Raw genomic sequence first — 21,933 nt, 5'->3', positions numbered from 1 at the left:
CCGCCGGGATCACACCATTTTCCCATGGCATGCGGCATATGTTGCGGTTCCGTCTGTCAGCCGGGAGGTTCCGTCAGGGACTGCTCGGCCCAGATGACCTTGCCCTCCGGTACGAAGCGGGTGCCCCAGCGCTGGGTGAACTGGGAGACCAGGAGCAGTCCGCGGCCCCCCTCGTCCGTGGTGCGCGGGTGGCGCAGATGGGGTGCGGTGGCGCCGCCGTCGGAGACCTCGCAGATCAGGGCGCGGTCCCTGATCAGGCGCAGCCGGATGGGTCCGGTGGCGTACCGGATCGCGTTGGTGACCAGCTCGCTGACGACCAGTTCCGTGGTGAAGGCCAGCTCCTCCAGGCCCCACGCGGTCAACTGCCGGGCCGCCGCCTTGCGGGCGTCGGCGACGACGGCCGGGTCGCCGGGCAGGTCCCAGTCGGCGACCTGGTCCTCGCCGAGCAGCCGGGTGCGGGCCAGCAGCAGGGCCACGTCGTCGTGCGGCCGGTCCGGGACCAGTGCGTCGACCACGGCCCGGCAGCGCAGGTCGAGCGAGGACGCGACCCGCTCCAGGGCCCCGCGCAGCCGGTCGCGGTCCGCGCCGACGGCCCAGTCCTCCCCGCGCGCCAGCAGCCCGTCGGTGTGCAGCGCGAGCACGCTGCCCTCCGCGAGGGCCAGCTCGACCGCCTCGAACGGCGGCCCGCCGACACCGAGCGGCGCCCCCTGCGGGAGGTCCACGAAGCTGACGGTGCCGTCGGGCATCACGACCGCCGGCGCCGGATGGCCCGCGGCGGCCATCGAGCACTGGCCGTCGACGGGGTCGTAGACGACGTAGACGCATCCGGACCCCACGATCCGCACCATGCCGTCGGCCCCGCCCGTGCCCGGTTCGCCGCCCTCCTCGCGGGCCGACCGTCCGACCAGGTCGTCGAGGTGGGCCAGCACCTCCTCCGGGGGCAGTTCGAGGGCGGCCAGGGTGCGTACGGCGGTGCGTAGCCGGCCCATGCCCGCGGCGGCGTCGATGCCGTGTCCTGGCACCTCGCCGACCACGAGGGCGACCCGCGCGCCGGAGAGCGGGATCAGGTCGTACCAGTCGCCGCCGAGGCCGGTCAGCTCGTCGGCGGGCCGGTAGCAGGCGGCCACCTCCACCGCGTCCTGCTCGGGCAGCCGGCGCGGGAGCAGGCTGCGCTGGAGCACCAGGGCGGCGTCGCGCTCGCGCGTGTAGCGGCGGGCGTTGTCCACGCAGACGGCGGCCCGGGAGACCAGGTCCTCGGCGAGGCTCAGGTCGTCCGCGTCGAAGGGCTCCTGGCGGCCGCGCCGGAAGAAGGTGGTGACGCCCAGGGTGACGCCACGGGCGCGGATCGGGACGATCAGCACACTGTGCAGGCCCAGCTCCAGGAAGGTGGCCTCCCGGCCGCCCGGGATGCGGGTGGCCCACTCCTTGGCGAGCGGGTCGAGCCGCTCCTCGCGCCAGGCCCGGCCCGAGGCCAGCGCGCGGACCGGCGGCGAGGTGGGGAGGTAGGCGGCGACGTCGCCGATCCCGACGACGGCCTCCGGCACGCCGGCGTTGACCGACTGGTGGCCGGCCCGGCGCAGCGGCACCTGGTCCGTGACGGCGACCGGGCCCGGCACCGGCTCGCCGCCCCGCAGCACCGACTCCAGCAGGTCGACGGTCACGTAGTCGGCGAAGTCCGGCACGGCGACGTCGGCCAGCTCCTGGGCGGTCCGCTCGATGTCCAGGGTGCGCCCGATGTTCTCGCCGGCCCGGTCGAGCAGCGCGAGGCGCTGGCGGGCGCGGTGCCGCTCGGTGATGTCGACGACCGTGTAGTAGACGCCCATCGGATGGCCGCGGTCGTCCTCCAGCCGGGTGAACGACATCATGTGCGCGGTCTCCCGGTGCGGGGCCGCCCGCACCTGGCCCACATGCTCGTAGCCGACCACCGGCTCACCGGACGCCAGCACGCGCCGCATCTGGGTCTCGATGCCCTCGGCGTTAAGCCCCGGCTGGATCTCCGCGAGGCGCCGGCCCAGCCGTTGCCGGGCCGGTCCGCCGCCGAACTGCTCCAGGGCCGCGTTCGACCACACGAAGCGCAGGTTCGCGTCCACGATCGCTATGCCGACGGGCGAGCGGTTGACCATCTGCTCCAGCACACTGCGGCTCATGTCCCAGCCGGGCGCCCCGGCCAGGTCCGACAGCAGCACCAGCCAGTGCCCCGCGCCGCCCGGTTCCACCGCCGGAGTGATGCGCACCATGACCGGGACCGGCCGGCCGTCCTTGTGCCGTGCGGTCAGCAGCCCGGCCCAGCCGCCGTCGTGGCGGCACCGCTCGGCCAGCTCGGGCACCCGCTCCGCGTCCGCGGCGGCCAGCAGTCCCGTGACCGCGGTGCCGACCACCTCGCCCGCCGAGTAGGCCAGCAGCCGCTGGGCACCCCTCGTCCAGCTGGTCACCACGCCCTGGGCGTCGAGCAGCAAGGGAGCGGCATCGGCCACGTCGAACCGGTGCCGGGCCACGTCATGCTCCTCGTGAGCGCCCAAGGCCGACCTCTCTGTCGCTGAGAGTGGTCTACCACCACATGTCCCCATCTTCACCCTTCGCGGCATCGGACGGGTTTCGGACGGGGACACGGGGGTGGGTCGCGTGAGGTGGAGAGGGGCGGGCGGGGCGTACGGGATTCCCGTGCACCCCGCCCGCCCGCCGGGCTCACGCCCCTTCGGCCAGCACCTTCGCCAGCGTCCCCAGAGCCGACTCCAGCTCCTCGCCCGTGATGGTCAGCGGCGGGGCGAGCCGGATCGTCGAGCCGTGGGTGTCCTTGACCAGGACGCCCTCCCGCATCAGCCGGGCGCTGATCTCGCGCCCGGTGCCGATCGCCGGGTCGACGTCGACGCCGGCCCACAGCCCGCGGGCGCGGAAGCCGACGACGCCCTTGCCGACGAGCCCGGCGAGACCGTCCCGCAGCAGCACGCCGAGGTCCGCGGCCCGCTGCTGGAACTCACCCGTCTCCAGCAGCTCGACCACCGCCGTGCCGACCGCGGCGGCCAGCGGATTGCCGCCGAACGTCGAACCGTGCTCGCCCGGCCGCAGCACCCCGAGCACGTCCCGCCCGGCCACCACCGCGGACACCGGCACGATGCCACCGCCCAGCGCCTTGCCCAGCAGCAGCACGTCCGGGACGACCGACTCGTGCTCGACGGCCAGCGTGCGGCCGGTGCGGCCGAGGCCCGACTGGATCTCGTCGGCGATGAACAGGCAGCCCTTGCGACGGGTCAGTTCGCGTACGCCGGTGAGGTAGCCCGGGTCCGGGATGATCACGCCGGCCTCGCCCTGGATCGGCTCCAGGAGCACGGCCGCCGTCGTCTCGTCGACCGCCGCCTCCAGGGCCGCAAGATCGTTGTACGGCACGATCCGGAAGCCGGGCGTGAACGGGCCGAAGCCCGCCCGTGCCGTCTCGTCCGTGGAGAAGCTGACGATCGTCGTCGTACGGCCGTGGAAGTTCTCCGCGGCGACCACGATCGTGGCCTGGTCGGCGGGGACGCCCTTGACCTCGTACGCCCACTTGCGGGCCACCTTGATGCCGCTCTCGACCGCCTCGGCGCCCGTGTTCATCGGCAGCACCATGTCGAGACCGGTCAACTCGGCCAGCCGCTCGGCGAATTCGGCGAGCCGGTCGTTGTGGAAGGCGCGAGAGGTGAGGGTCAGCCGGTCCAGCTGACGGTGGGCCGCCTCGATCAACGCCGGGTGGCGGTGGCCGAAGTTGAGGGCCGAGTAGCCGGCCAGCATGTCGAGATAGCGACGGCCCTCGACGTCCTCGACCCAGGTGCCCTCGGCGCGGGCGACGACCACGGGCAGCGGGTGGTAGTTGTGCGCCAGGACCGGCTCCTCGGCGCTGATCAGGTCGGCGGAGGTGCGGGCGCGGGCCGGAACGTCGGCGGTGGCAGTCATGAACGGATCTCCTGAGTGCAGCACTTGATGCCGCCGCCCGCCTTGCGGAACTCGGACAGGTCGACGGGTACGGGGACATAGCCGCGGTCGGTGAGCGCGGCGGCGAGGGCCTCCGCCTGGGGTGCGATGAAGACATGGCGGCCGTCGGAGACGGAGTTCAGGCCGAACGCCATCGCGTCCTCGGCCGTGGCGAGCACGGCGTCCGGGTACAGCCGCGCCAGCACCTCACGGCTGCCGGGCGAGAACGCCTCCGGGTAGTACGCGATGTTGTTCGCGTGCCCGTCGTCCAGCACGAACAGCGCGGTGTCCAGGTGGTAGAAGCGCGGGTCCACCAGCGTCAGGCTGATCACCGGGTGACCGAAGAACTCCTGCACCTCGCGGTGGGCCTCGCGGGTGGTACGGAAGCCGGTGCCGGCCAGCAGGTACCGGCCCGTCCAGACCAGGTCGCCCTCGCCCTCGCAGACGGACTCGGGACGGTGCACGGCGAAGCCCGCCGACTTGAACCAGGTGTCGTAGTGCGTGGACTCGGCGCGCCGCTCGGGCGCGTGGAAGAGGGAGCCGAAGACACGACCGTCCACCACGACCGCCGAGTTCGCGGCGAACACCATGTCGGGGAGACCGAGGACCGGCTCCACGACGTCGACGTCGTGGCCGTGGGTCCGGTAGGCGCTCATCAGCGCCTGCCACTGCTCCCGGGCCAGGTCGACATCGACATGGGCGTCGGGACGCATCCAGGGATTGATCGCGTACTGCACGGCGAAATGTCTGGGTTCACAGACGAGGAAGCGCCGCCGGCGCGGCACACGGGAGTCGGACACAGAGGGGTTCCTCCGCTTCCTTGATGACGAGTGAGGGTTGACACCAAGGTAAGAAGTGACGGAGCCGCGCGACAAGCAATGAAAGTTGCGTGTCTGCGCAGGAACACTGCGTCTTTGGAATCCCCCACGCAGCATCGCTGCGCGCTCGGATGTTTATTCGGGAGCCGGGTGGGTCGCGCCGGCTTCGGGGCTTTCCGGGATCAGGTGGGACAGCACCATCACGCTGATCGTCTTCCGCACGAACGGCTCCGCGCGGATCCGCTCCAGCACCCCCTCGAAGTGCTCGACGTCCCGCGCCCGCACGTGCAGCAGCGCGTCCGCGCCGCCCGTCACCGTCATCGCCGCGGTGATCTCCGGATGGTTGCGGACCACCTCCGCGAGCCGCCGGGGCGGGGCCGCGCCCTCGCAGTACACCTCGACGTACGCCTCCGTCAGCCAGCCCAGCGCCGACGGCTCCACCGTCGCCGTGAACGCGGTGATCACCCCGGTCTCGCGCAGCCGGTCCACCCGCCGCTTCACCGCCGTCGAGGACAGCCCGATCGCCGCCCCGATCTCGGCGAAACTGGTCCTGGAGTTCGCCATCAGGGCGTTGATGATCTTCCGGTCGAGCTCGTCGAACGGCGCGGGCCTGCTGTTCATGCCCGCACTGTATCCAGCGGGAACGTGCACGCCCGGCACATGTCCAGGCGTCCGGATTCCACCTACACTCCGGGTTCATGCTGCGCGCCCTCGCCGTCGACGACGAACGCCCCTCCCTGGAGGAGCTGCTCTATCTGCTGCACGCGGATCCGCGCATCGGCAGCGCGGAGGGCGCGGGCGACGCGACCGAGGCGCTGCGCAGGCTCAACCGCGCCCTGGAGTCCGGCCCCGGCGGGGCCGCGGCGATCGACGTCGTCTTCCTCGACATCCAGATGCCCGGCCTCGACGGCCTCGACCTGGCCCGGCTGCTCACCGGCTTCGCCCAGCCGCCGCTGGTCGTCTTCGTCACCGCCCACGAGGACTTCGCCGTCCAGGCCTTCGACCTCAAGGCCGTCGACTACGTGCTCAAGCCGGTCCGCAAGGAACGGCTCGCGGAGGCGATCCGCCGGGCCGCCGAACTCACCGGCAGCTCACCGCGCATCCCCGTCCACGAGCCCGACCCCGACCACATACCCGTCGAACTCGGCGGCGTGACCCGCTTCGTGGCCGTCGACGACATCACCCACGTCGAGGCCCAGGGCGACTACGCCCGCCTGCACACCGACAGAGGCAGCCACCTCGTACGGATCCCGCTGTCCACCCTGGAGGAGCGCTGGCGCCTGCGCGGCTTCGTCCGCATCCACCGCCGCCACCTCGTCGCCCTGCGGCACGTCGGCGAACTCCGCCTGGACGCGGGCACGGTGAGCGTCCTGGTCGGCGACGAGGAACTCCAGGTCAGCCGCCGCCACGCGCGCGAACTGCGCGACCTGCTCATGAGGAGGCCGTGACAGTGCCAGGCCAGGACCCCGCCGAACGCCGCGTCACCGTCACCGGCCCGCCCCGCCGCGTACGCCGCGCCACCGGCTACTACCGCCCCCGCACCGAGATCGACGAGCAGACCACCCTCGGCCACACCTATGTCCGCTCCCTCATGCGCACCCAACTGCGCGCCGCGCTCGCCGTGTTCGCCGTCCTCGGCCTGCTCGTCGGACCGCTGCCCCTGGTCTTCGCGGCCATGCCGGACGCACACCGCCTCGAATGGGCGGTCCTCGGCTTCTGCCTCTACGCCCCACTCGTCCTGCTCGCCCTCTGGTACGTCCGACGCGCCGAGCGCAACGAACGGGACTTCGTGCGCCTGGTCGAGGACCGATGAGCACGCGACCCACGCGGACCGGGGACCACCGAGCCCGAGGACCGATACGCCGGTGAACTCCAGCTACGCCATCACCGCCGTCGCCCTCGTCGTCATCGCGACCGTCCTGGTCGGCGCCTTCGGCCTGCGCATCTCCCGTACCACCTCCGATTTCTACGTCGCCTCCCGCACCGTCGGCCCCCGCCTCAACGCGGCCGCCATCAGCGGCGAATACCTCTCCGCCGCCTCCTTCCTGGGCATCGCGGGCCTCGTCCTGGTCCAGGGCCCCGACATGCTCTGGTACCCCGTCGGCTACACCGCCGGATACCTGGTCCTGCTCCTCTTCGTCGCCGCCCCACTGCGCCGCTCCGGTGCCTACACGCTCCCCGACTTCGCCGAGGCCCGGCTCGCCTCGCAGAACGTGCGCCGACTGGCGGGTGCCTTCGTCGTCGGCGTCGGCTGGCTCTATCTGCTGCCCCAACTCCAGGGCGCCGGACTGACGTTGGCGGTGCTGACGGGCGCCCCCGACCTGCTGGGCGGCGGGATCGTCGCGGTCGTCGTGGTCGCGACCGTCGCCGCTGGCGGCATGCGCAGCATCACCTTCGTGCAGGCCTTCCAGTACTGGCTCAAGCTCACCGCCCTGCTCGTGCCGGCGATCTTCCTGACCCTCGCCTGGCAGGGCGACGGCTCCCCCCGGCACGCCTTCGAGGAACCGGCCACCTTCCGCGAACAGCGCGTGGTCACCGTCGACGACAGCCTCGACCTCACCATCGACCGACCGCTCACCGTCACGGTCGACGGCAGGGTGGACGGCCGCGCCCGCGACGACCAACGGGTCCGACTCGCCGCCGGCACGCACCACATCGAGCACGGCACCCGGCTGACCTTCGCCAAGGGCTCAGCCGTCCCCGCCGCAGACCGGGGCAGCAGCAACGGGATGTCGACCTCGCTGGAGGCCAGCCGCGAGGAGCGCCCGCTGTACGCCACGTACGGACTGATCCTCGCTACCTTCCTCGGCACGATGGGCCTGCCGCACGTGGTCGTCCGCTTCTACACCAGCCCGCACGGCGTCGCCGCCCGCCGCACCACGGTGGCCGTCCTCGGTCTGATCGGCGCGTTCTACCTGCTGCCGCCGGTCTACGGCGCCCTGGGCCGCATCTACACCCCCGAACTCGGCCTCACCGGCGACGCGGACGCCGCCGTACTGCTGCTGCCCGACCGGATGATCGGCGGCGCCGGCGGTGACCTGCTCGGCGCGCTGGTGGCGGGCGGTGCGTTCGCCGCGTTCCTGTCCACGGCGTCCGGCCTGACCATGGCCGTCGCGGGCGTGCTCACCCAGGACGTCCTGCCGGCGCGCGGCGTACGGCACTTCAGGCTCGGCACCGTGCTCGCCATGGCCGTGCCGCTCGCCGCGAGCGTCCTGGTCGGCGGGCTGCCGGTGGCCGACGCCGTCGGACTGGCCTTCGCCGTCTCCGCGTCGTCCTTCTGCCCGCTGCTCGTCCTCGGCATCTGGTGGCGCCGGCTGACCCCGCCGGGCGCCGCCGCCGGCATGGTGATCGGCGGGGGCGGCGCGTTCGTCGCCGTGGCCGCCACCATGGCGGGCTTCCCCGGCACCGGCCCGCTGCACGCGCTGCTCGCCTGGCCCGCCCTCTGGTCGGTCCCGCTGGGCTTCCTCACCATGGTGCTGGTGTCCCTGGCCACCCCGGGGCGGGTGCCCACCGGAACGGCGGCGATCCTGGCCCGCTTCCATCTGCCGGAGGAACTGCGCGCGGAGGTGAAGGCATGAGCGGCTTCCTGGCCGGCCTGTGCGTGGCCGTACTCCCGCTGCTGGCCGCCGGGTTCTGGTTCGGGCGGCGCACGGCACGCCCGCAGAACCTCGGCGGGCTCGGCACCCCGGGCGAGCACGCCACCTTCCAGACCCTGCACACCGCCTCCCTCGCCGCGCCCCCGCTGCGGGCGGGCCTGACCGAGGAGACCGCCCGCAAGTCGGCCCGCAGACTGCGCTCACTGCTCGGCACGGACGCGCTGTGCCTCACCGACCAGAAGGAGGTCCTGGTCTGGGACGGGGTCGGATCCCACCATCGCACCGAGATCATGGACCGCCTCGCCGGCGCCCTGGAGACCGGCCGCGGCGAGGCCTTCCGGCTCCGCTGCGAGACACCGGACTGCCCGGTGCGCTGGGCGGTCGTCGCCCCGCTGACCGTCGACGACCGGGTGCACGGCGCGCTCGTCGCCTGCGCCCCGCGTGAGTCCGCCGTCCTGGTCCGGGCGGCCGGCGAGGTCGCCCGCTGGGTGAGCGTCCAGCTGGAGTTGGCCGATCTGGACCAGTCCCGCACCCGCCTGATCGAGGCCGAGATCAAGGCACTTCGCGCCCAGATCTCCCCGCACTTCATCTTCAACTCGCTCGCGGTGATCGCCTCGTTCGTCCGCACCGACCCCGAGCGGGCCCGCGAACTCCTCCTCGAATTCGCCGACTTCACCCGCTACTCGTTCCGCAGGCACGGCGACTTCACCACCCTCGCCGAGGAACTCCACGCCATCGACCACTACTTGGCGCTGGTGCGGGCACGCTTCGGCGACCGCCTCTCCGTCACCTTGCAGATCGCCCCCGAGGTACTGCCGGTCGCCCTGCCCTTCCTCTGTCTCCAGCCGCTGGTCGAGAACGCGGTCAAGCACGGCCTGGAGGGCCGCACGGACAAGAGCCGCATCAGCATCACCGCACAGGACACCGGCGCCGAGGCGCTCGTCGTCATCGAGGACGACGGCGTCGGCATGGACCCCGTCCTGCTGCGCCGCATCCTCGCCGGCGAGGTCAGCCCGTCCGGCGGCATCGGTCTGTCCAACGTCGACGACCGGCTCCGCCAGGTCTACGGCGACGAGTACGGGCTCGTCATCGAGACGGCGGTGGGCGCGGGCATGAAGGTCACCGCACGGCTGCCCAAATACCAGCCCGGTGTCCACTCGGCGGGGCGCCTGACCACGGAGTGAGGCTCAGGCGCCGCGAGTGACCGCCTTTCCCAGATCCCCTCAGGCGCTGCGCGTGGCCACCATCCCGAGGGTGATCAGCCCCAGCACGACCCAGCCGAACCACAGCCAGCCGTTGCTGCCGAGCGCCACCGTGTAGGCGGTCACCGCGACCAGACCTCCGACGGTGAGCACCCCCATCGTCTTGGTCGAGCCGTCCGTAGAACCGGGCATCGCGACACCCTCCTCATGGTTCGTCCCCCTCCATGGTGCCCCCGTTCTGCCTCCGGACGGTGCACACGACGAAATGTGTGCCCGATTTCCACGGTCCCTCGCTGGTCCAGGACCCGGCCGTGTAGACGGAGGGATCGAAGCCGTAGTCCCCTGGAGGCACGTCCTTCGCGCAAGCCGCGTCCGACTCCGTACGCGCCTCCGGAAGGGTGACGTCGGAGCCGAGCCGGGTGAAACCGAGCACCTTCTCGTCGTACGCGCCGGTGCAGGAGACCAGCTGGGCGTCCCGGTTCGTCCGGGCCCGCAGACAGTCCCGGCGCTGCATGTTCGTGGTGTCGATGAAGGACGAGCCGAGCTTGCGGTGCGCGCCCAGCGGCCCGTAGACCGGCCCGTGCGCGCCGAGCACCAGACAGGCCGTACGGCGCCCGGCGGCCCGGAAACCGGCCGGGCTCGGCACCACCGCGACCGCGCGGACGTCCGCGAGCCTCTCCCGGATCTCCCGCGTCCGCTCCTCGCAGCGGGCCGGACCGGTCTTCCTGGCCTCGTCCGCGGACCCGGCCGGCGCGAAGGCCATCACCTGCCCGTCGGGCGTACCCCCGACACAGCCCGCGTCCACCCGCAGCCGGGGCGTGCCCCGGAAACGGCCCCCGGGCCAGTCGGCGAGCACACAGTCGCCGTCCTTGAGCGGCTCGGCGAGCCCCACCCCCGAGCCGTACGGCGGCGCCGACGCCGTCGTGTCCTCGGTGGACGTCCGGTGCGCCATGGCGTACCAGACCCCGCCCAGGGCCAGCACCAGGCCGAGAGAGACGGCGAGGACGGCACGCAGGACACGCGGGACCTCCCGGCGGTGCCGGGCGGGCGACGACCCCGCCGAGGGCGCCGACGGGCCGACTGACGGGGACGCGACGGGCGGCCCGAAATCCTGCACGCCAGGCCCGGGCGGGGGAGGGGGCGGGGCGACGCCCGCCCAGGGCGGCTGCGAACCCAGATCCGTCTGGGTGCGCGCGTACGACTCGGCCTGCGGCGTGATGATCCCCGACAGCGCCGCCTCCGCCTCCGTCGCGGACAGCCGCTCCGCCGGATCCTTCGCGAGCAGAGCCGCCAGTACGGGGCCCAGCGCACCGGCGCGCACGGCGGGCCGCGGCTCCTCCATGACCACCGCGGTCACTTGTGCCAGATGCGACTCCCGCTCGAAAGGCCCCTGGCCCTCGACGGCGTGATAGAGCGTGCAGCCCAGCGAGAACAGGTCGGCGGACGCGGTCGGCGGCCCACCCGTGGCCCGCTCCGGCGCCAGATATCCCGACGTCCCCACCAGCACGGACGCCATCGTGTACCGGGTCTCGCCGCCGTCGGGGCGCACCGAGATGCCGTAGTCGGTGAGCAGCACCCGGCCGTACGGCGACCCGCTGCGGTCCGGCGCGAGCAGGATGTTCGCCGGCTTCACGTCCCGGTGCATGACGCCCCGCTCGTGCCCGGCGGTCAGCGCGTCGAGCACGGCGAGTCCGACGCGGGCGCCCTCCGCGGGTGCGAGGGGACCCCGCTGGTCGACCAGGTCGCGCAGGTCCACGGCGCCCGCCACGTACTCCATGACGATCCACGGCAGCCCCTCGTGCTCCAGGACGTCGTGCACCGTCACCACGTTCGGATGGCCCCGCAGCCCGGCCGCGTGCCGGGCTTCCGCGCGGGCCCGCGCCACCCGGGACTCCCGTTCCTCGGCGACCGTGTCCAGGTCCCGGAACACGATCTCCTTGAGCGCCACCTCGCAGGCGAGTCTCCGGTCGTGGGCGAGCCACACATGGCCCATGCCCCCGCCGCCCAACTGGTTGAGCAACAGATAGCGGCCGGCGATGACCCGGCCCACTCCCGACGTCGGTGATCCTGAAGGCATCCGGTGACTCCCGGGGTCTGCGGTGCGCTAGGCGCTCGCGCTCGAAGCGGGCCCGGACGACGCGGGCTCGGTGGTGCCGGGAACGCTGCTGGTGACCGGGTCGCCGGGCGGCGGTGGCGCGCTCGTCGTGACCGGGTCGCTGGGCGGCGGTGGCGCGCTGGTGGTCACCGGATCTCTCGGCGGCGGCGGTGCGAGCGTGTCCGGCGGCGGTGCGACGGTCGTCGTCGGCGGAGTGCTGTCCGGTGGCTTCGAGCTCGGCGGCGGGTTCGACGTGGGCGGCCCGGAACTGGGCGGCCCGCTCGACGGCGGGGCGGACGAGGAGCCGCCGGTGCCGCTGCCCGAGGGCGAGGAGGGTGGAGCCTTGGACGGCGGATCGGAGACCGATGGGGGCGGGGGAGGTGTCGAGCCCCCACCTGACGTACCCCCACCTGACGTACCGCTCCCCGACGAACTCCCGCCGACGGCCGTTAGCGTCACGTACTGGCCGAACCGCAGCTCGGTCCCGGCCGGCGGATCCGACGCCGTCACGCGCGCGTCGGCGGCCGGCGCCTGCTGGCCGCCGTACCCTGTCGCGAGCCCCTGGTCGGCCAGCCGCAGGCTCGCCTCCCCGAAGGTCGTCCCGGCGAGGAGGGGCACCGCGCGCAGCTCGCGGGTGTCGAACGTCGTGTCGGCCCTGCCCGTCGTGCCGACCGGCCGGCTGATGCCCGTATCGGGGTCGTCGACGTCGACGAGGGCGAGCTTCGCCATCTTCCGGGGTGCGGGACGCACCGCCACCACGGACGAACGCTCGTACCCCTGCCACTTCTTGTTGCCGTCGTCGAACGTGACCGAGATCCGGTCGGTGTCACCCTCGAAGGGCCGCAGCGGATTTCCGCACGAGCACTTCACGGCCGGCAGTCCCTGCTGGTCGACGAGAATCGCGATTCCCGCCTGCAGCAGCGAATTGAAGGGAACGGCCTTTCCCTTTTTGTAGTCGTGGTTCTTCACGAGAGTGTCGTGACGCAGGAGAACCGGTGTGAGCCGGTCCAGATAATCCGGAATCTCGGCCGTGGTCAGGTCGAGGGCGGTTGCCCACGCCTGAGCCTTCTGCCTGTTCCTGGGATTCGTGAGAAACGCCTTCAGCTTGGCCACGTCACAGAGCGTCGGCTCCCGTGTCCCGCCGTACAGCCCGGGCGTGTCCCCTTGCTGCAGGCCGCCCCGCACGGCCTGCGAGCGGACCGTGGTGTCCTTGCCGAGACCACTGCCCTCGTCGAAGAAGGGCGCGAGAGAAGGCACTCCCGCGGCTACTGCTTTCACCTTGGTCAAAGGCGTTCCGGTGTCACAACCGCCCAGCACCAGTACGCATGCCAACAGGACGGAGATCCTCCGAATTAACATGAACGCGCGCAATGTCATCACCGCTCCCCCTGCGGTTTCCCCCGATGCGCTTCATGCTACTGAATGCGTCAGAAAGACGGAGCCTTCAACGCCCGCGTGCGTTCAATGAGGCCAAATAGGCGTTGTATGCCTCGAGTTCCTTGTCGCCGTCGCGGTCGGCGGCCCGGTCCGAGCGCCGGGCCTGGCGCTGTTCGGAGCGGTACCACTGGAACAGCAGGGCGAGCAGCACCAGGACGGACGGCACCTCGCTGAACGCCCAGGCGATCCCGCCGGCCGCGGTCTGGTCGGAGAGCGCGTCGATGCCGAGCGAGGCGGACGGGTTCTTGAACGTCGAGACCATCGGCTCCGACGCCATCATCAGCGCGATGCCGAAGAACGCGTGGAACGGCATGCCCGCGAACAGCTCCAGCATCCGCATCAGATAGCCCGGCCGCTGCGGGCCGGGGTCCACCCCGATGATCGGCCAGAAGAAGACGATGCCCACGGCCAGGAAGTGCACCATCATCGCGAGGTGCCCCGCCTTCGATCCCATCAGGAAGTCGAACAGCGGCGTGAAGTACAGCGCGTACAGGCTCGCGATGAACAGCGGGATGGTGAACGCCGGGTGCGTGATGATCCGCATGTACCGGCTGTGCAGCAGCATCAACAGCAGCTCGCGCGGCCCCTTACGACCCTTTCCGGTGGTCGGCAGCGCGCGCAGGGCGAGCGTGACGGGGGCGCCCAGCAGGATCAGGATCGGCGACAACATGCTGATGATCATGTGCTGCACCATGTGCACGCTGAACATCACCATGCCGTAGTCGTTCAGCCCGGTGCACATCACCAACATGATGGTGAGCACCCCGATGACGTACGAGATCGTCCGCCCCACGGGCCAGGCGTCCCCACGCCTGCGCAACCGCACGACACCCCACGCGTACAGCCCGAGCCCCACCAGACAGGCGACCAGGAAGAACGGGTCGGCGGACCACGCGAGCCCCCGCCCCAGCGTGAACGGCGGCAGATCCATGGTCATGCCGTGCCCGCTGTGATCCATCCAACGGCTCCTGATTCGAGGCGCTTGTGCAAGTCTGTCCGCACCAGGGTATGACTCACCCCGGTCACCTCTGTGACCGGGGTGAGGGTGGTCCGAACGTCAGAGCACGCACTCCGCTTCGTCGTACCGCTCAGCGGGCACCGTCTTCAAAGTCTCCACGGCCTCCGCCAGGGACACCATGAGAATGTCCGTCCCCCGAAGCGCCGTCATCTTCCCGAACTCACCCCGGTGCACAGCCTCAACGGCATGCCACCCGAACCGCGTGGCCAGCACCCGGTCGTACGCGGTAGGTGTACCTCCACGCTGCACATGCCCAAGAATCACCGGCCGAGCCTCCTTGCCGAGCCGCTCCTCCAGCTCGATGGAGAGCTGCCGCGCGATCCCCGCGAAGCGCTCGTGCCCGTAGACATCCTTCTTGCCCTCGTCGAAGTCCATGGACCCGACCTTGGGCTTGGCCCCCTCGGCCGCCACCACTATCGCGAACCGCTTGCCCGCTTCGAACCGCGAGCCCACCCGAGCGGCCAACTCCTCGATGTCGAAGGGCCGTTCCGGTACGACGATGGCGTGCGCGCCGGCCGCCATGCCGGAGTGCAGGGCGATCCAGCCGGTGTGGCGGCCCATGACCTCCACGACCAGCACGCGCTGATGGGACTCGGCGGTGGTCTTCAGCCGGTCCAGCGCCTCCGTGGCGACACCGACGGCCGTGTCGAAGCCGAAGGTCACGTCGGTGACGGCGATGTCGTTGTCGATGGTCTTCGGCACGCCCACGATCGGCAGACCGGCGTCCGACATCAGGCGGGCGGCCTTCAGCGTGCCCTCGCCGCCGATCGGGATGATCGCGTCGAGACCCAGTTCCTCGACATGCCCCTTGGCCCGCTCCACGCCGTCCCGCAGATGCGAGGGCTGGACCCGGGAGGAGCCGAGGATGGTGCCGCCGCGGGCGAGGATGCCGCTCACCGCGTCGAGGTCGAGCTTGAGGTAGTCGCCCTCCAGGAGGCCCTTCCAGCCGTCCCGGAAGCCGATGACCTCGTCACCGTGGTCGGCCACGGCACGGTGGACGACGGACCGGATGACGGCGTTCAGGCCGGGGCAGTCGCCGCCGGACGTGAGGACACCAATGCGCATAGCCCGAAAGAACCTTCTCACCGTTGAACGTGCGCCGGGACCAGACCACATTGTCCGGCTCGAACCCCGCCACCCTAGCGGCACCAGGGGGCGGGGCAGCACCGTGCGTCCGCCTGCTGGACGACCCCGCTCACCTGTGCGGACGGGGTTTCAGACGGGCTGGTTACGAGAGGCCGGCGCGCAGGTGTCGGGCCGGCTGCCCGCCACTGTGATCACGCAGGTTGCTGCGCCGAAGCGATGCGCTCGTTGCGCAGCGCCTCGTACCACCGGTCGTCCGTCGGCGGCAGCGCGTTCACGTCGAGCGCGAGCTTCAGCAGATGGTCGGCGATGAGCGGGTTGCGCGCCAGCACCGGGCCGTGCATGTACGTACCGAAGACCGTGTCGTTGTACGCGCCCTCCGTGCCGTCGCCCGTGCCGTTGCCGTTGCCGAGGCGGACCTGGGCGAACGGGCGGGCCGACGGCCCGAGATGGGTGATGCCCTGGTGGTTCTCGAAGCCGGTCAGCGGCGGCAGGCCCAGGCGCGGGTCGATGTCGCCGAGGACGTCGCCGACGCACCGCGCGCCCTCGCCGCGCACCGAGACCACGTCGAGCAGCCCGAGGCCGGGCTCGCGCTGGCCGAGGTCGTTGATGAACTCGTGGCCGAGGATCTGGTAGCCGGCGCAGACGGAGAAGACGATCGCTCCGTTCTCCACGGCCCGGTGCAGACCGCCGTCCCGGCGCAGCCGCTCGGCCGCGAGCCGCTGCGGCCGGTCCTCACCGCCGCCGATCAGGTAGATGTCGCCCGAGGTCGGGATGGGCTGGTCGCTGCGCACGTCGAGGCGCGCCACGTCGAGGCGGCGCTGCCGGGCCCGGCGCTCCACGACCAGGACGTTGCCCTGGTCGCCGTACGTGCTGAGCAGGTCGGGGTAGATCCACACGACCCGCAGGCTGTTGTCGCTCACAAAAGTCCCCTGAGTGTCAGTTGCCGACGCGGCGGCGCAGATCCTGGAACGCGGTGTAGTTGGCGATGACCTCGATGCGCCCGGGCGGGCACTGCTGCACCGCCTGGTCGAGGTTGTCGCAGACCTGGAAGTGCTGGTTGGCGACCTCCAGGCGGACGGCGAGGTCGAGCTTGCGGTCGCCGACGACGCAGATCGGGTGGCCGCTCAGCCGGGTGTAGTCGACGTCCCACAGCCAGGAGGTGTCGGTGCCGTCGGCGCCCCGCGCGTTCACGGAGAGGATCACCGGGGTGGGCGGCGGATCGATCAGGCTGAACGTTTCGAGCCAGCCCGCCGGGTTCTTGGCGAGCAGCAGTCGCAGGTCGCGCTGCTGGAACTGCACGACGTCGTAGCGGCCGGCCACGGCCTGCACCTGGTACATGCGCTCCAGGGCGACCTGCGGCGGTACGCCGAACACGGCGGCGACGGCGGCCGAGGAGGCCGCGTTGGCCTTGTTGGCGCGCCCGGGCAGCTGGAGGTGGATCGGCCAGGCGGAGCCGTGCGGGTCGAGCACGTGGTCGCCGGAGAGCGCCCAGCTCGGCGTCGGGCGGCGGAACCCGCACTCGCCGCAGAACCAGTCGTCACCGGGCCGCTGCATCACGCCGCCGCAGGACGGGCAGGACCAGGCGTCGTCCTTCCACATCTGACCGGCGGCGACCCAGATCACGTTGGGGGAGGAGGAGGCGGCCCACACGACCAGCGGGTCGTCCGCGTTGGCGACGACGACGGCCTTCGAACCCGCCAGCCCCTCGCGCCAGTTCTCGGCGAGCATGCGGGTCTCGGCGGCACGGTCGAGCTGGTCGCGGGAGAGGTTGAGGAGGGCGATGCACTTGGGGTCGGTGTCGCGGGCCACGCCGGCCAGGTACTTCTCGTCGACCTCGATGACGCCGTAGCGCGCCTCCGAGCCGCCCGCGAGGGCGGAGGTGATCCCGGCCGGCATGTTCGCGCCGAGCGCGTTGGACACGACCGGGCCCGCGGCGCCGAGGGCCTCGGCGATCAGCCGGGTGGTCGTGGTCTTGCCGTTGGTCGCGGAGACGAGGACGACGTCCAGGCTCTGGGCGAGCCTGGCCAGGAGGTCGGGGTCCAGTTTGAGCGCGACGCGGCCACCGATCACCGATCCGCTGCCGCGGCCCGCGGCACGCGACGCCGCAGCGACCGCCTTGCCGGCGGTCACGGCGAGCTTGGCCCGCGGCGAAAGCGGGTCCGAGTTGCCTGACATCAGTTCCCGATCCTCCTTGCGTACGCGCCGCGCCTCTGCCTGACGGCAACGTGGTGGTGGCCAGCCTATCGAGATCCATTCGCACTCCCGAATCGCCGTACCCTTGCGGCCATGCGAAACGGCTCCATTCCGGGCACCCGCGGGCGCGTCCGGCCCCTCACGCTGTTCGGCGACGCCCCGCTGCACACGCCCTGCCGTGAGGTCACCGACTTCGGCCCCGAACTCGCGAGCCTCGTCGAGGACTTGTTCGCAACGATGTACGCCGCACAGGGAGTGGGCCTCGCCGCGAACCAGGTGGGGGAGTCCCTGCGGGTCTTCGTCTACGACTGCCCGGACGACGACGAGGTGCGTCATCTGGGCCATCTCGTCAACCCGCGCCTGGTGGAGACCGACGGAGTGTCGCTCCGCGGCCCGGAGGGCTGTCTGTCCCTGCCGGGCCTGGAGGCGGGGACCGAGCGCTACGACCACGCGGTGGTCGAGGGCTTCACGGTGACGGGCGAGCCGGTGACCGTGCACGGCACGGGTTTCTTCGCACGCTGCCTCCAGCACGAGTGCGACCACTTGGAGGGTCGCGTCTATGTCGATCACCTCACGGGATGGCGCAGACGCAAGGTGCTCAGAGAGGCGGCGAAGGCTTCCTGGAGCCGCCGGAGTTAGCCGGAGCCGGCCCGAACCATCCCGAACTAGAAGCCCGGCCCGCCGGCCTTGTCCCCGGCCGCGGCCAGCCGACCCCACAGCAGGTCCGCCAGGCTCCTGACCAACTCCGCGCGTGAGCACGGGCGTTCGCCGAGCCACCAGTCTCCGGCCGCGTGCATCATGCCGACGATGCCGTGGCCCCACACCCGCGCCAGTTGCTGACTGTTCGGTCCGAGGTCCACCCGCTCCTCGATGACCTGGGCCAACTCCTCGCCCATGCGGCGCAGCAGGGGAATCGAGTGCTTGCCGGCCTCGAAGCCCTGGTCGGCCGTCTGTCCACCCTCCGCCGGATGCATGAGGAAGCGGTACACCTGGGGCCGTGCCTCGATGGCCGCGAGATAGGTGTCCAGCGTTGCCTCGACCCGTTCCCGGCGTTCCGCGGGCGCGTCCAGGGCCGCCCGCAGGGAGGCGAGGAGGGCGTCCGTGTGCCGGGTGGCGAGGGCCGCGTAGAGTCCGCCCTTGTCGCCGAAGTGGCGGTACAGGATGGGCTTGGTGATGCCTGCCTCCGCGGCGATGGCGTTCATCGAGGCCTGTGGCCCGTCGCGCAGCACCACCCTGTCGGCGGCCTCCAGCAGCTCACGCCGGCGGCGGTCCGCCGAGCGCTGCTGATCGGTCCGCTGCGTGGTGTCCATGAGCTCTCCCCACCCGTGCTGATTCGGTGACGCCTGCGCAAACTAACACCTGACCTCAGCGTGACATCGAACGGGCTGCCGAGGAGTCATCAGGAGTTGACTTTTCCTACCGATGGGTAACAAGCTAGTGTTACCGCTAGTAACATGCAGGTGTACCGCCGCTGGAGGAGACATGGCCGAGTTCACCATGGAGCTCAACGACGAACAGAAGGAGGTCCGGGACTGGCTGCACGGCTTCGCCGCCGACGTCATCCGCCCCGCGGCCGCCGAATGGGACGAGCGTGAGGAGACTCCCTGGCCGGTCATCCAAGAGGCCGCCAAGGTGGGCATCTACTCCCTCGACTTCTACGCCCAGCAGTACTTCGACCCCACCGGCCTCGGCATACCGATGGCCATGGAGGAACTGTTCTGGGGCGACGCGGGCATAGCCCTCTCCATAGTCGGCACCGGCCTCGCCGCCGTGGGCGTCCTCGCCAACGGCACCGAGGAGCAGATCGGCACCTGGATCCCCCAGATGTACGGCGATGCCAACGATGTCAAGGTCGCCGCGTTCTGCTCCTCCGAGCCCGACGCCGGCTCCGACGTGGCCTCCATGCGCACGCGTGCCGTGTACGACGAGGCCAAGGACGAGTGGGTCCTCAACGGCACGAAGACCTGGGCGACCAACGGCGGTATCGCCAACGTCCACGTCGTCGTCGCCGTCGTGGACCCCGAGTTGGGCTCCAAGGGGCACGCGTCCTTCATCGTTCCGCCCGGTACGCCCGGTCTCTCGCAGGGCCAGAAGTTCAAGAAGCACGGGATTCGTGCCTCGCACACCGCCGAGGTCGTCCTGGAGGACGCTCGCGTTCCCGGTTCCTGCCTTCTCGGCGGCAAGGAGAAGCTCGACGAGCGCCTTGCCCGTGCCCGGGAGCGGGCCAAGAAGGGTGGCGAGCGGGTCAAGAACGCGGCGATGGCCACGTTCGAGGCGAGCCGCCCCGCGGTGGCGGCGATGGCGGTCGGTACTGCTCGGGCCGCCTATGAGGTGGCCCTCGAGTACGCGACGACGCGTGAGCAGTTCGGGCGGCCCATCATTGACAACCAGGGTGTGGCCTTCCAGTTGGCCGATATGCGAACGTCCATCGACGCGGCCCGGCTGTTGACGTGGAGGGCCTCCTGGATGGCGGTCAACGGCAAGCAGTTCACCGCCGCCGAGGGGTCGATGTCGAAGCTGTTCGCCAGTGAGACGGCGAAGAAGGTCACCGCCCAGGCGATCCAGATTCTGGGCGGCAACGGTTACACCAGGGAGTACCCGGTGGAGCGGATGCACCGGGATGCGGCGATCTACACGATCTTCGAGGGCACGAGTGAGATCCAGCGGCTGGTGATTGCTCGGACGCTCTCTGGGATGCCCATTCGGTAGCTGTGCGGCTGCGGGCCGGTGGGTGCTGGTCGCGCCCACGCGGCGGAGCCGCAAATCGATGCGGCCCCGCGCCCCTGAGGTCGGCGAACTCACCGGTGTTTCAGAGGCGTGAGTTGCTCGATGTCGTATCTTGCCCGGAGTTCTTCGATCGCCGCATGGTCCGGCGGACCCCCGCTGCCCAAGATTTCGAGCAGCTCCTCGAAGTAGCGCTCGTGATCCGGGGGCGGGGACGCCTGGAAGAACATCCTCGCGGGGGTGTCCGTCGGGTTCGCGAACGCGTGGGGGCAGCCGGGGGGTACGGCGATGAGCGTGCCCGGGGTGGCTCGTACCACCCGGGTGCCCGAACTCGACTCCCAGCGCTGCCAGTTGTCGGGAGTTCGTACCCTCGGTTCGAAGGCCAGGACGTCCAGTTCGCCTTCGAGGACGTAGAAGAGTTCCTCGCTGCGGGTGTGGACGTGGGCGCCGACGTCGAAGCCGGGCGGGACCTCCACCTCGAAGGTGGAAGCCGTCCGGGAGTGCGTGCCGGTGACCTTGAACGTCACGCGCTGGGCGGGGGTTTGGACGATCCGGCCGTGGCCCGGAGGGACCAACAGGCCCTCTGTCGCGCTCATCGGCCGCTCACCATGTCACCGGCAGAGACTCCGGGCCGCGGATCAACGCGCCCTTCTTGAAGGGAACTTGGTCCGGGGGTACGGCCAGCCGTAGGCCCGGCAGCCGGTCCAGCAGCGCGTCGATCAGCAGCTCCGACTCCAGCCGGGCGAGCATGCCGCCGGGGCAGTAGTGCGGGCCGAAGCCGAAGGAGACGTGCGGGTTGGGGTTGCGGGTGAAGTCGATCTTCTCCGGGTCGGGGAAGACCTCCGGGTCGCGGTTGGCGGCCAGGTAGGAGACGTAGATCGGGTCGTCCTTGCGGATGCGTACGCCTCGGATCTCCACGTCCTCCATGGCGATGCGGGACAGGCCGACCGCGTTGCGGTGCGGGATGTAGCGCAGGAGTTCGTCGATGGCCTTGGGGCGGATCTCCGGCTCGGCGCGTAGGCGTTCGGCCAGGTCGGGGCGGGTGAGCAGCAGGTAGAACATCTGGCCGCTGTTGTTCGTGACCGCCTCGCCGCCGATCTGCAGTAGCACCGCGAGTCCGACGGCCTCGTCGAGCGTCACCTCGCCGCGGCCCACGGCGGCGCCGAGCAGGGAGGTGACGTCCTCGGCGGAGCTGCCCTCCCGCAGGCCGATGAGGTCGGCGAAGTAGGCGCCCATCTCCTGCTTGGCCTGCTCGCTGACCTCCTTGCCGTGCGAGGAGGACAGGATCAGCTGGGTCCAGGTGTGCATGCCGTGCCGGTCGGCGGCCGGCACGCCCATCAGCTCGCAGATCACCGCGATGGGGAACGGGCTGAGGACGGTGGCCGTGAGGTCGGCGGGCGACCCGTCCTGGACCAGTTCGTCGATGAGTTCGTCGAGCAGCGCGCGCGACTTCTCGCGCACCCGCTCCACGCCCTTCGCCGTGAACGCGGCGGCGACCGAGCGGCGCAGCCGGGTGTGGTCGGGCGGGTCGAGGAATCCGACCGCACCGCGCTGCGGGATGAAATGCGGGGCGAGCCGGGTGACCGGCTGGTCCATGACCGCCTCACGGCTGAACCGGGGGTCGTTGGTCACCATGCGTACGTCGTCGTAGCGGGTGACCAGCCAGGCCCAGCCCTCGCCGTTGGGCAGCCGGATCCGGGTGACGGGGCCCTCGCGCATCAGCTGGGCCAGCACCGGGTCGAAGTCGACTCCGGTCAGGTCGCGCGCCGGCCAGTCGTGGATCGGGGGCAGGAAGGTCTCGGTGATCGTGTCGTCGCTCATG

General features: G+C 71.3%; 20 protein-coding genes. 6 read left to right on the top strand and 14 right to left on the bottom strand.

Annotated elements, in window-relative coordinates; genetic code table 11:
• Positions 1 to 56 precede the first annotated feature (56 nt).
• The 4 genes from M2283_RS27340 to M2283_RS27325 form a co-directional block, all read right to left on the bottom strand.
• On the bottom strand, positions 57 to 2,519 hold the full coding sequence (locus M2283_RS27340) for a SpoIIE family protein phosphatase (RefSeq protein ID WP_280879035.1): 2,463 nt from the start codon (positions 2,517 to 2,519) through the stop codon (positions 57 to 59).
• A gap of 166 nt (positions 2,520 to 2,685) precedes the next feature.
• Positions 2,686 to 3,924, bottom strand: a complete 1,239-nt coding sequence (gene rocD, locus M2283_RS27335) for an ornithine--oxo-acid transaminase (RefSeq protein WP_280879034.1) — start codon at positions 3,922 to 3,924, stop codon at positions 2,686 to 2,688.
• Entirely contained in the window at positions 3,921 to 4,742 is an 822-nt protein-coding gene (gene ddaH, locus M2283_RS27330; protein ID WP_280879033.1) for a dimethylargininase, read from the bottom strand. Before ddaH ends, rocD begins: the two co-directional genes overlap by 4 nt.
• A 153-nt stretch (positions 4,743 to 4,895) precedes the next feature.
• A complete protein-coding gene (locus tag M2283_RS27325; protein WP_280879032.1) occupies positions 4,896 to 5,381 on the bottom strand; it encodes an Lrp/AsnC family transcriptional regulator in 486 nt (161 codons plus the stop codon).
• 77 nt (positions 5,382 to 5,458) lie between these two features.
• On the opposite strand from M2283_RS27325, the gene M2283_RS27320 reads away from it, so the two are divergent.
• From M2283_RS27320 to M2283_RS27305, 4 genes are read left to right on the top strand one after another with little or no spacing between them, the layout of a single operon-like run.
• Entirely contained in the window at positions 5,459 to 6,208 is a 750-nt protein-coding gene (locus tag M2283_RS27320) for a LytR/AlgR family response regulator transcription factor (protein ID WP_280879031.1), read from the top strand.
• A gap of 2 nt (positions 6,209 to 6,210) precedes the next feature.
• Positions 6,211 to 6,573 (top strand): hypothetical protein, encoded by a 363-nt coding sequence (locus M2283_RS27315; protein WP_280879095.1) that lies wholly within the window; start codon positions 6,211 to 6,213, stop codon positions 6,571 to 6,573.
• Between the two features lie 52 nt (positions 6,574 to 6,625).
• Complete coding sequence (locus M2283_RS27310; RefSeq protein ID WP_280879030.1) at positions 6,626 to 8,338, top strand: cation acetate symporter; 1,713 nt, start codon at positions 6,626 to 6,628, stop codon at positions 8,336 to 8,338.
• Complete coding sequence (locus tag M2283_RS27305) at positions 8,335 to 9,540, top strand: sensor histidine kinase (RefSeq protein WP_280879029.1); 1,206 nt, start codon at positions 8,335 to 8,337, stop codon at positions 9,538 to 9,540. The genes M2283_RS27310 and M2283_RS27305 overlap by 4 nt, the downstream gene beginning before the upstream one ends.
• Before the next feature lie 39 nt (positions 9,541 to 9,579).
• Here M2283_RS27305 and M2283_RS27300 read toward each other — a convergent pair whose 3' ends face one another.
• The 7 genes from M2283_RS27300 to M2283_RS27270 form a co-directional block, all read right to left on the bottom strand.
• Positions 9,580 to 9,750, bottom strand: coding sequence for a hypothetical protein (locus M2283_RS27300; RefSeq protein ID WP_280879028.1), 171 nt, complete (start codon positions 9,748 to 9,750; stop codon positions 9,580 to 9,582).
• A gap of 13 nt (positions 9,751 to 9,763) precedes the next feature.
• A complete protein-coding gene (locus tag M2283_RS27295) occupies positions 9,764 to 11,635 on the bottom strand; it encodes a serine/threonine-protein kinase (RefSeq protein ID WP_280879027.1) in 1,872 nt (623 codons plus the stop codon).
• A 27-nt stretch (positions 11,636 to 11,662) separates the two neighbouring features.
• Complete coding sequence (locus M2283_RS27290) at positions 11,663 to 13,030, bottom strand: PASTA domain-containing protein (protein ID WP_280879026.1); 1,368 nt, start codon at positions 13,028 to 13,030, stop codon at positions 11,663 to 11,665.
• Between the two features lie 67 nt (positions 13,031 to 13,097).
• Positions 13,098 to 14,048, bottom strand: a complete 951-nt coding sequence (locus tag M2283_RS27285) for a cytochrome c oxidase assembly protein (RefSeq protein ID WP_280879025.1) — start codon at positions 14,046 to 14,048, stop codon at positions 13,098 to 13,100.
• A gap of 99 nt (positions 14,049 to 14,147) precedes the next feature.
• The gene (locus M2283_RS27280) at positions 14,148 to 15,173 is read right to left on the bottom strand and encodes a 6-phosphofructokinase (protein ID WP_280879024.1); all 1,026 of its coding nucleotides are present in this window, start codon (positions 15,171 to 15,173) and stop codon (positions 14,148 to 14,150) included.
• 212 nt (positions 15,174 to 15,385) lie between these two features.
• A complete protein-coding gene (locus M2283_RS27275; RefSeq protein ID WP_280879023.1) occupies positions 15,386 to 16,114 on the bottom strand; it encodes a type 1 glutamine amidotransferase in 729 nt (242 codons plus the stop codon).
• A gap of 16 nt (positions 16,115 to 16,130) precedes the next feature.
• A complete protein-coding gene (locus M2283_RS27270) occupies positions 16,131 to 17,369 on the bottom strand; it encodes a MurT ligase domain-containing protein (protein WP_280879022.1) in 1,239 nt (412 codons plus the stop codon).
• A 111-nt stretch (positions 17,370 to 17,480) separates the two neighbouring features.
• Here M2283_RS27270 and def point away from each other — a divergent pair, with 111 nt between their 5' ends.
• Positions 17,481 to 18,026, top strand: coding sequence for a peptide deformylase (def, locus tag M2283_RS27265; RefSeq protein ID WP_280879021.1), 546 nt, complete (start codon positions 17,481 to 17,483; stop codon positions 18,024 to 18,026).
• A 26-nt stretch (positions 18,027 to 18,052) separates the two neighbouring features.
• Here the strand turns inward: def and M2283_RS27260 are convergent, their stop codons facing one another.
• Positions 18,053 to 18,697: a TetR family transcriptional regulator gene (locus M2283_RS27260; RefSeq protein ID WP_280879020.1), complete on the bottom strand. Its 645-nt coding sequence runs from the start codon at positions 18,695 to 18,697 to the stop codon at positions 18,053 to 18,055.
• A 172-nt stretch (positions 18,698 to 18,869) separates the two neighbouring features.
• Between M2283_RS27260 and M2283_RS27255 the strand changes: the two genes are divergently transcribed.
• Positions 18,870 to 20,096 (top strand): acyl-CoA dehydrogenase family protein, encoded by a 1,227-nt coding sequence (locus tag M2283_RS27255; RefSeq protein ID WP_280879019.1) that lies wholly within the window; start codon positions 18,870 to 18,872, stop codon positions 20,094 to 20,096.
• A gap of 89 nt (positions 20,097 to 20,185) precedes the next feature.
• On the opposite strand, the gene M2283_RS27250 is transcribed toward M2283_RS27255, so the two are convergent.
• Both M2283_RS27250 and M2283_RS27245 read right to left on the bottom strand, forming a co-directional pair.
• Positions 20,186 to 20,707, bottom strand: a complete 522-nt coding sequence (locus M2283_RS27250; RefSeq protein ID WP_280879018.1) for a cupin domain-containing protein — start codon at positions 20,705 to 20,707, stop codon at positions 20,186 to 20,188.
• A gap of 7 nt (positions 20,708 to 20,714) precedes the next feature.
• Complete coding sequence (locus M2283_RS27245) at positions 20,715 to 21,932, bottom strand: cytochrome P450 (RefSeq protein ID WP_280879017.1); 1,218 nt, start codon at positions 21,930 to 21,932, stop codon at positions 20,715 to 20,717.
• Position 21,933: the final 1 nt, after the last annotated feature.

Source organism: Streptomyces pseudovenezuelae (assembly GCF_029892565.1).
Taxonomy (GTDB): domain Bacteria; phylum Actinomycetota; class Actinomycetes; order Streptomycetales; family Streptomycetaceae; genus Streptomyces; species Streptomyces pseudovenezuelae_A.
Note: the sequence above shows the minus strand (reverse complement) of the source record. Positions and strands in the feature narration are given on the sequence as shown.

Excerpts from the sequence above, each read along its gene's own strand:
- M2283_RS27300 (WP_280879028.1), bottom strand. The coding sequence starts at position 9,750 with ATGCCCGGTTCTACGGACGGCTCGACCAAGACGATGGGGGTGCTCACC.
- M2283_RS27250 (WP_280879018.1), bottom strand. The coding sequence starts at position 20,707 with ATGAGCGCGACAGAGGGCCTGTTGGTCCCTCCGGGCCACGGCCGGATC.
- rocD (WP_280879034.1), bottom strand. The coding sequence starts at position 3,924 with ATGACTGCCACCGCCGACGTTCCGGCCCGCGCCCGCACCTCCGCCGAC.
- M2283_RS27260 (WP_280879020.1), bottom strand. The coding sequence starts at position 18,697 with ATGGACACCACGCAGCGGACCGATCAGCAGCGCTCGGCGGACCGCCGC.
- M2283_RS27255 (WP_280879019.1), top strand. The coding sequence starts at position 18,870 with ATGGCCGAGTTCACCATGGAGCTCAACGACGAACAGAAGGAGGTCCGG.
- M2283_RS27290 (WP_280879026.1), bottom strand. The coding sequence starts at position 13,030 with ATGACATTGCGCGCGTTCATGTTAATTCGGAGGATCTCCGTCCTGTTG.
- M2283_RS27285 (WP_280879025.1), bottom strand. The coding sequence starts at position 14,048 with ATGGATCACAGCGGGCACGGCATGACCATGGATCTGCCGCCGTTCACG.
- M2283_RS27280 (WP_280879024.1), bottom strand. The coding sequence starts at position 15,173 with ATGCGCATTGGTGTCCTCACGTCCGGCGGCGACTGCCCCGGCCTGAAC.
- M2283_RS27270 (WP_280879022.1), bottom strand. The coding sequence starts at position 17,369 with ATGTCAGGCAACTCGGACCCGCTTTCGCCGCGGGCCAAGCTCGCCGTG.
- M2283_RS27305 (WP_280879029.1), top strand. The coding sequence starts at position 8,335 with ATGAGCGGCTTCCTGGCCGGCCTGTGCGTGGCCGTACTCCCGCTGCTG.
- M2283_RS27325 (WP_280879032.1), bottom strand. The coding sequence starts at position 5,381 with ATGAACAGCAGGCCCGCGCCGTTCGACGAGCTCGACCGGAAGATCATC.
- def (WP_280879021.1), top strand. The coding sequence starts at position 17,481 with ATGCGAAACGGCTCCATTCCGGGCACCCGCGGGCGCGTCCGGCCCCTC.
- M2283_RS27295 (WP_280879027.1), bottom strand. The coding sequence starts at position 11,635 with ATGCCTTCAGGATCACCGACGTCGGGAGTGGGCCGGGTCATCGCCGGC.
- M2283_RS27245 (WP_280879017.1), bottom strand. The coding sequence starts at position 21,932 with ATGAGCGACGACACGATCACCGAGACCTTCCTGCCCCCGATCCACGAC.
- M2283_RS27320 (WP_280879031.1), top strand. The coding sequence starts at position 5,459 with ATGCTGCGCGCCCTCGCCGTCGACGACGAACGCCCCTCCCTGGAGGAG.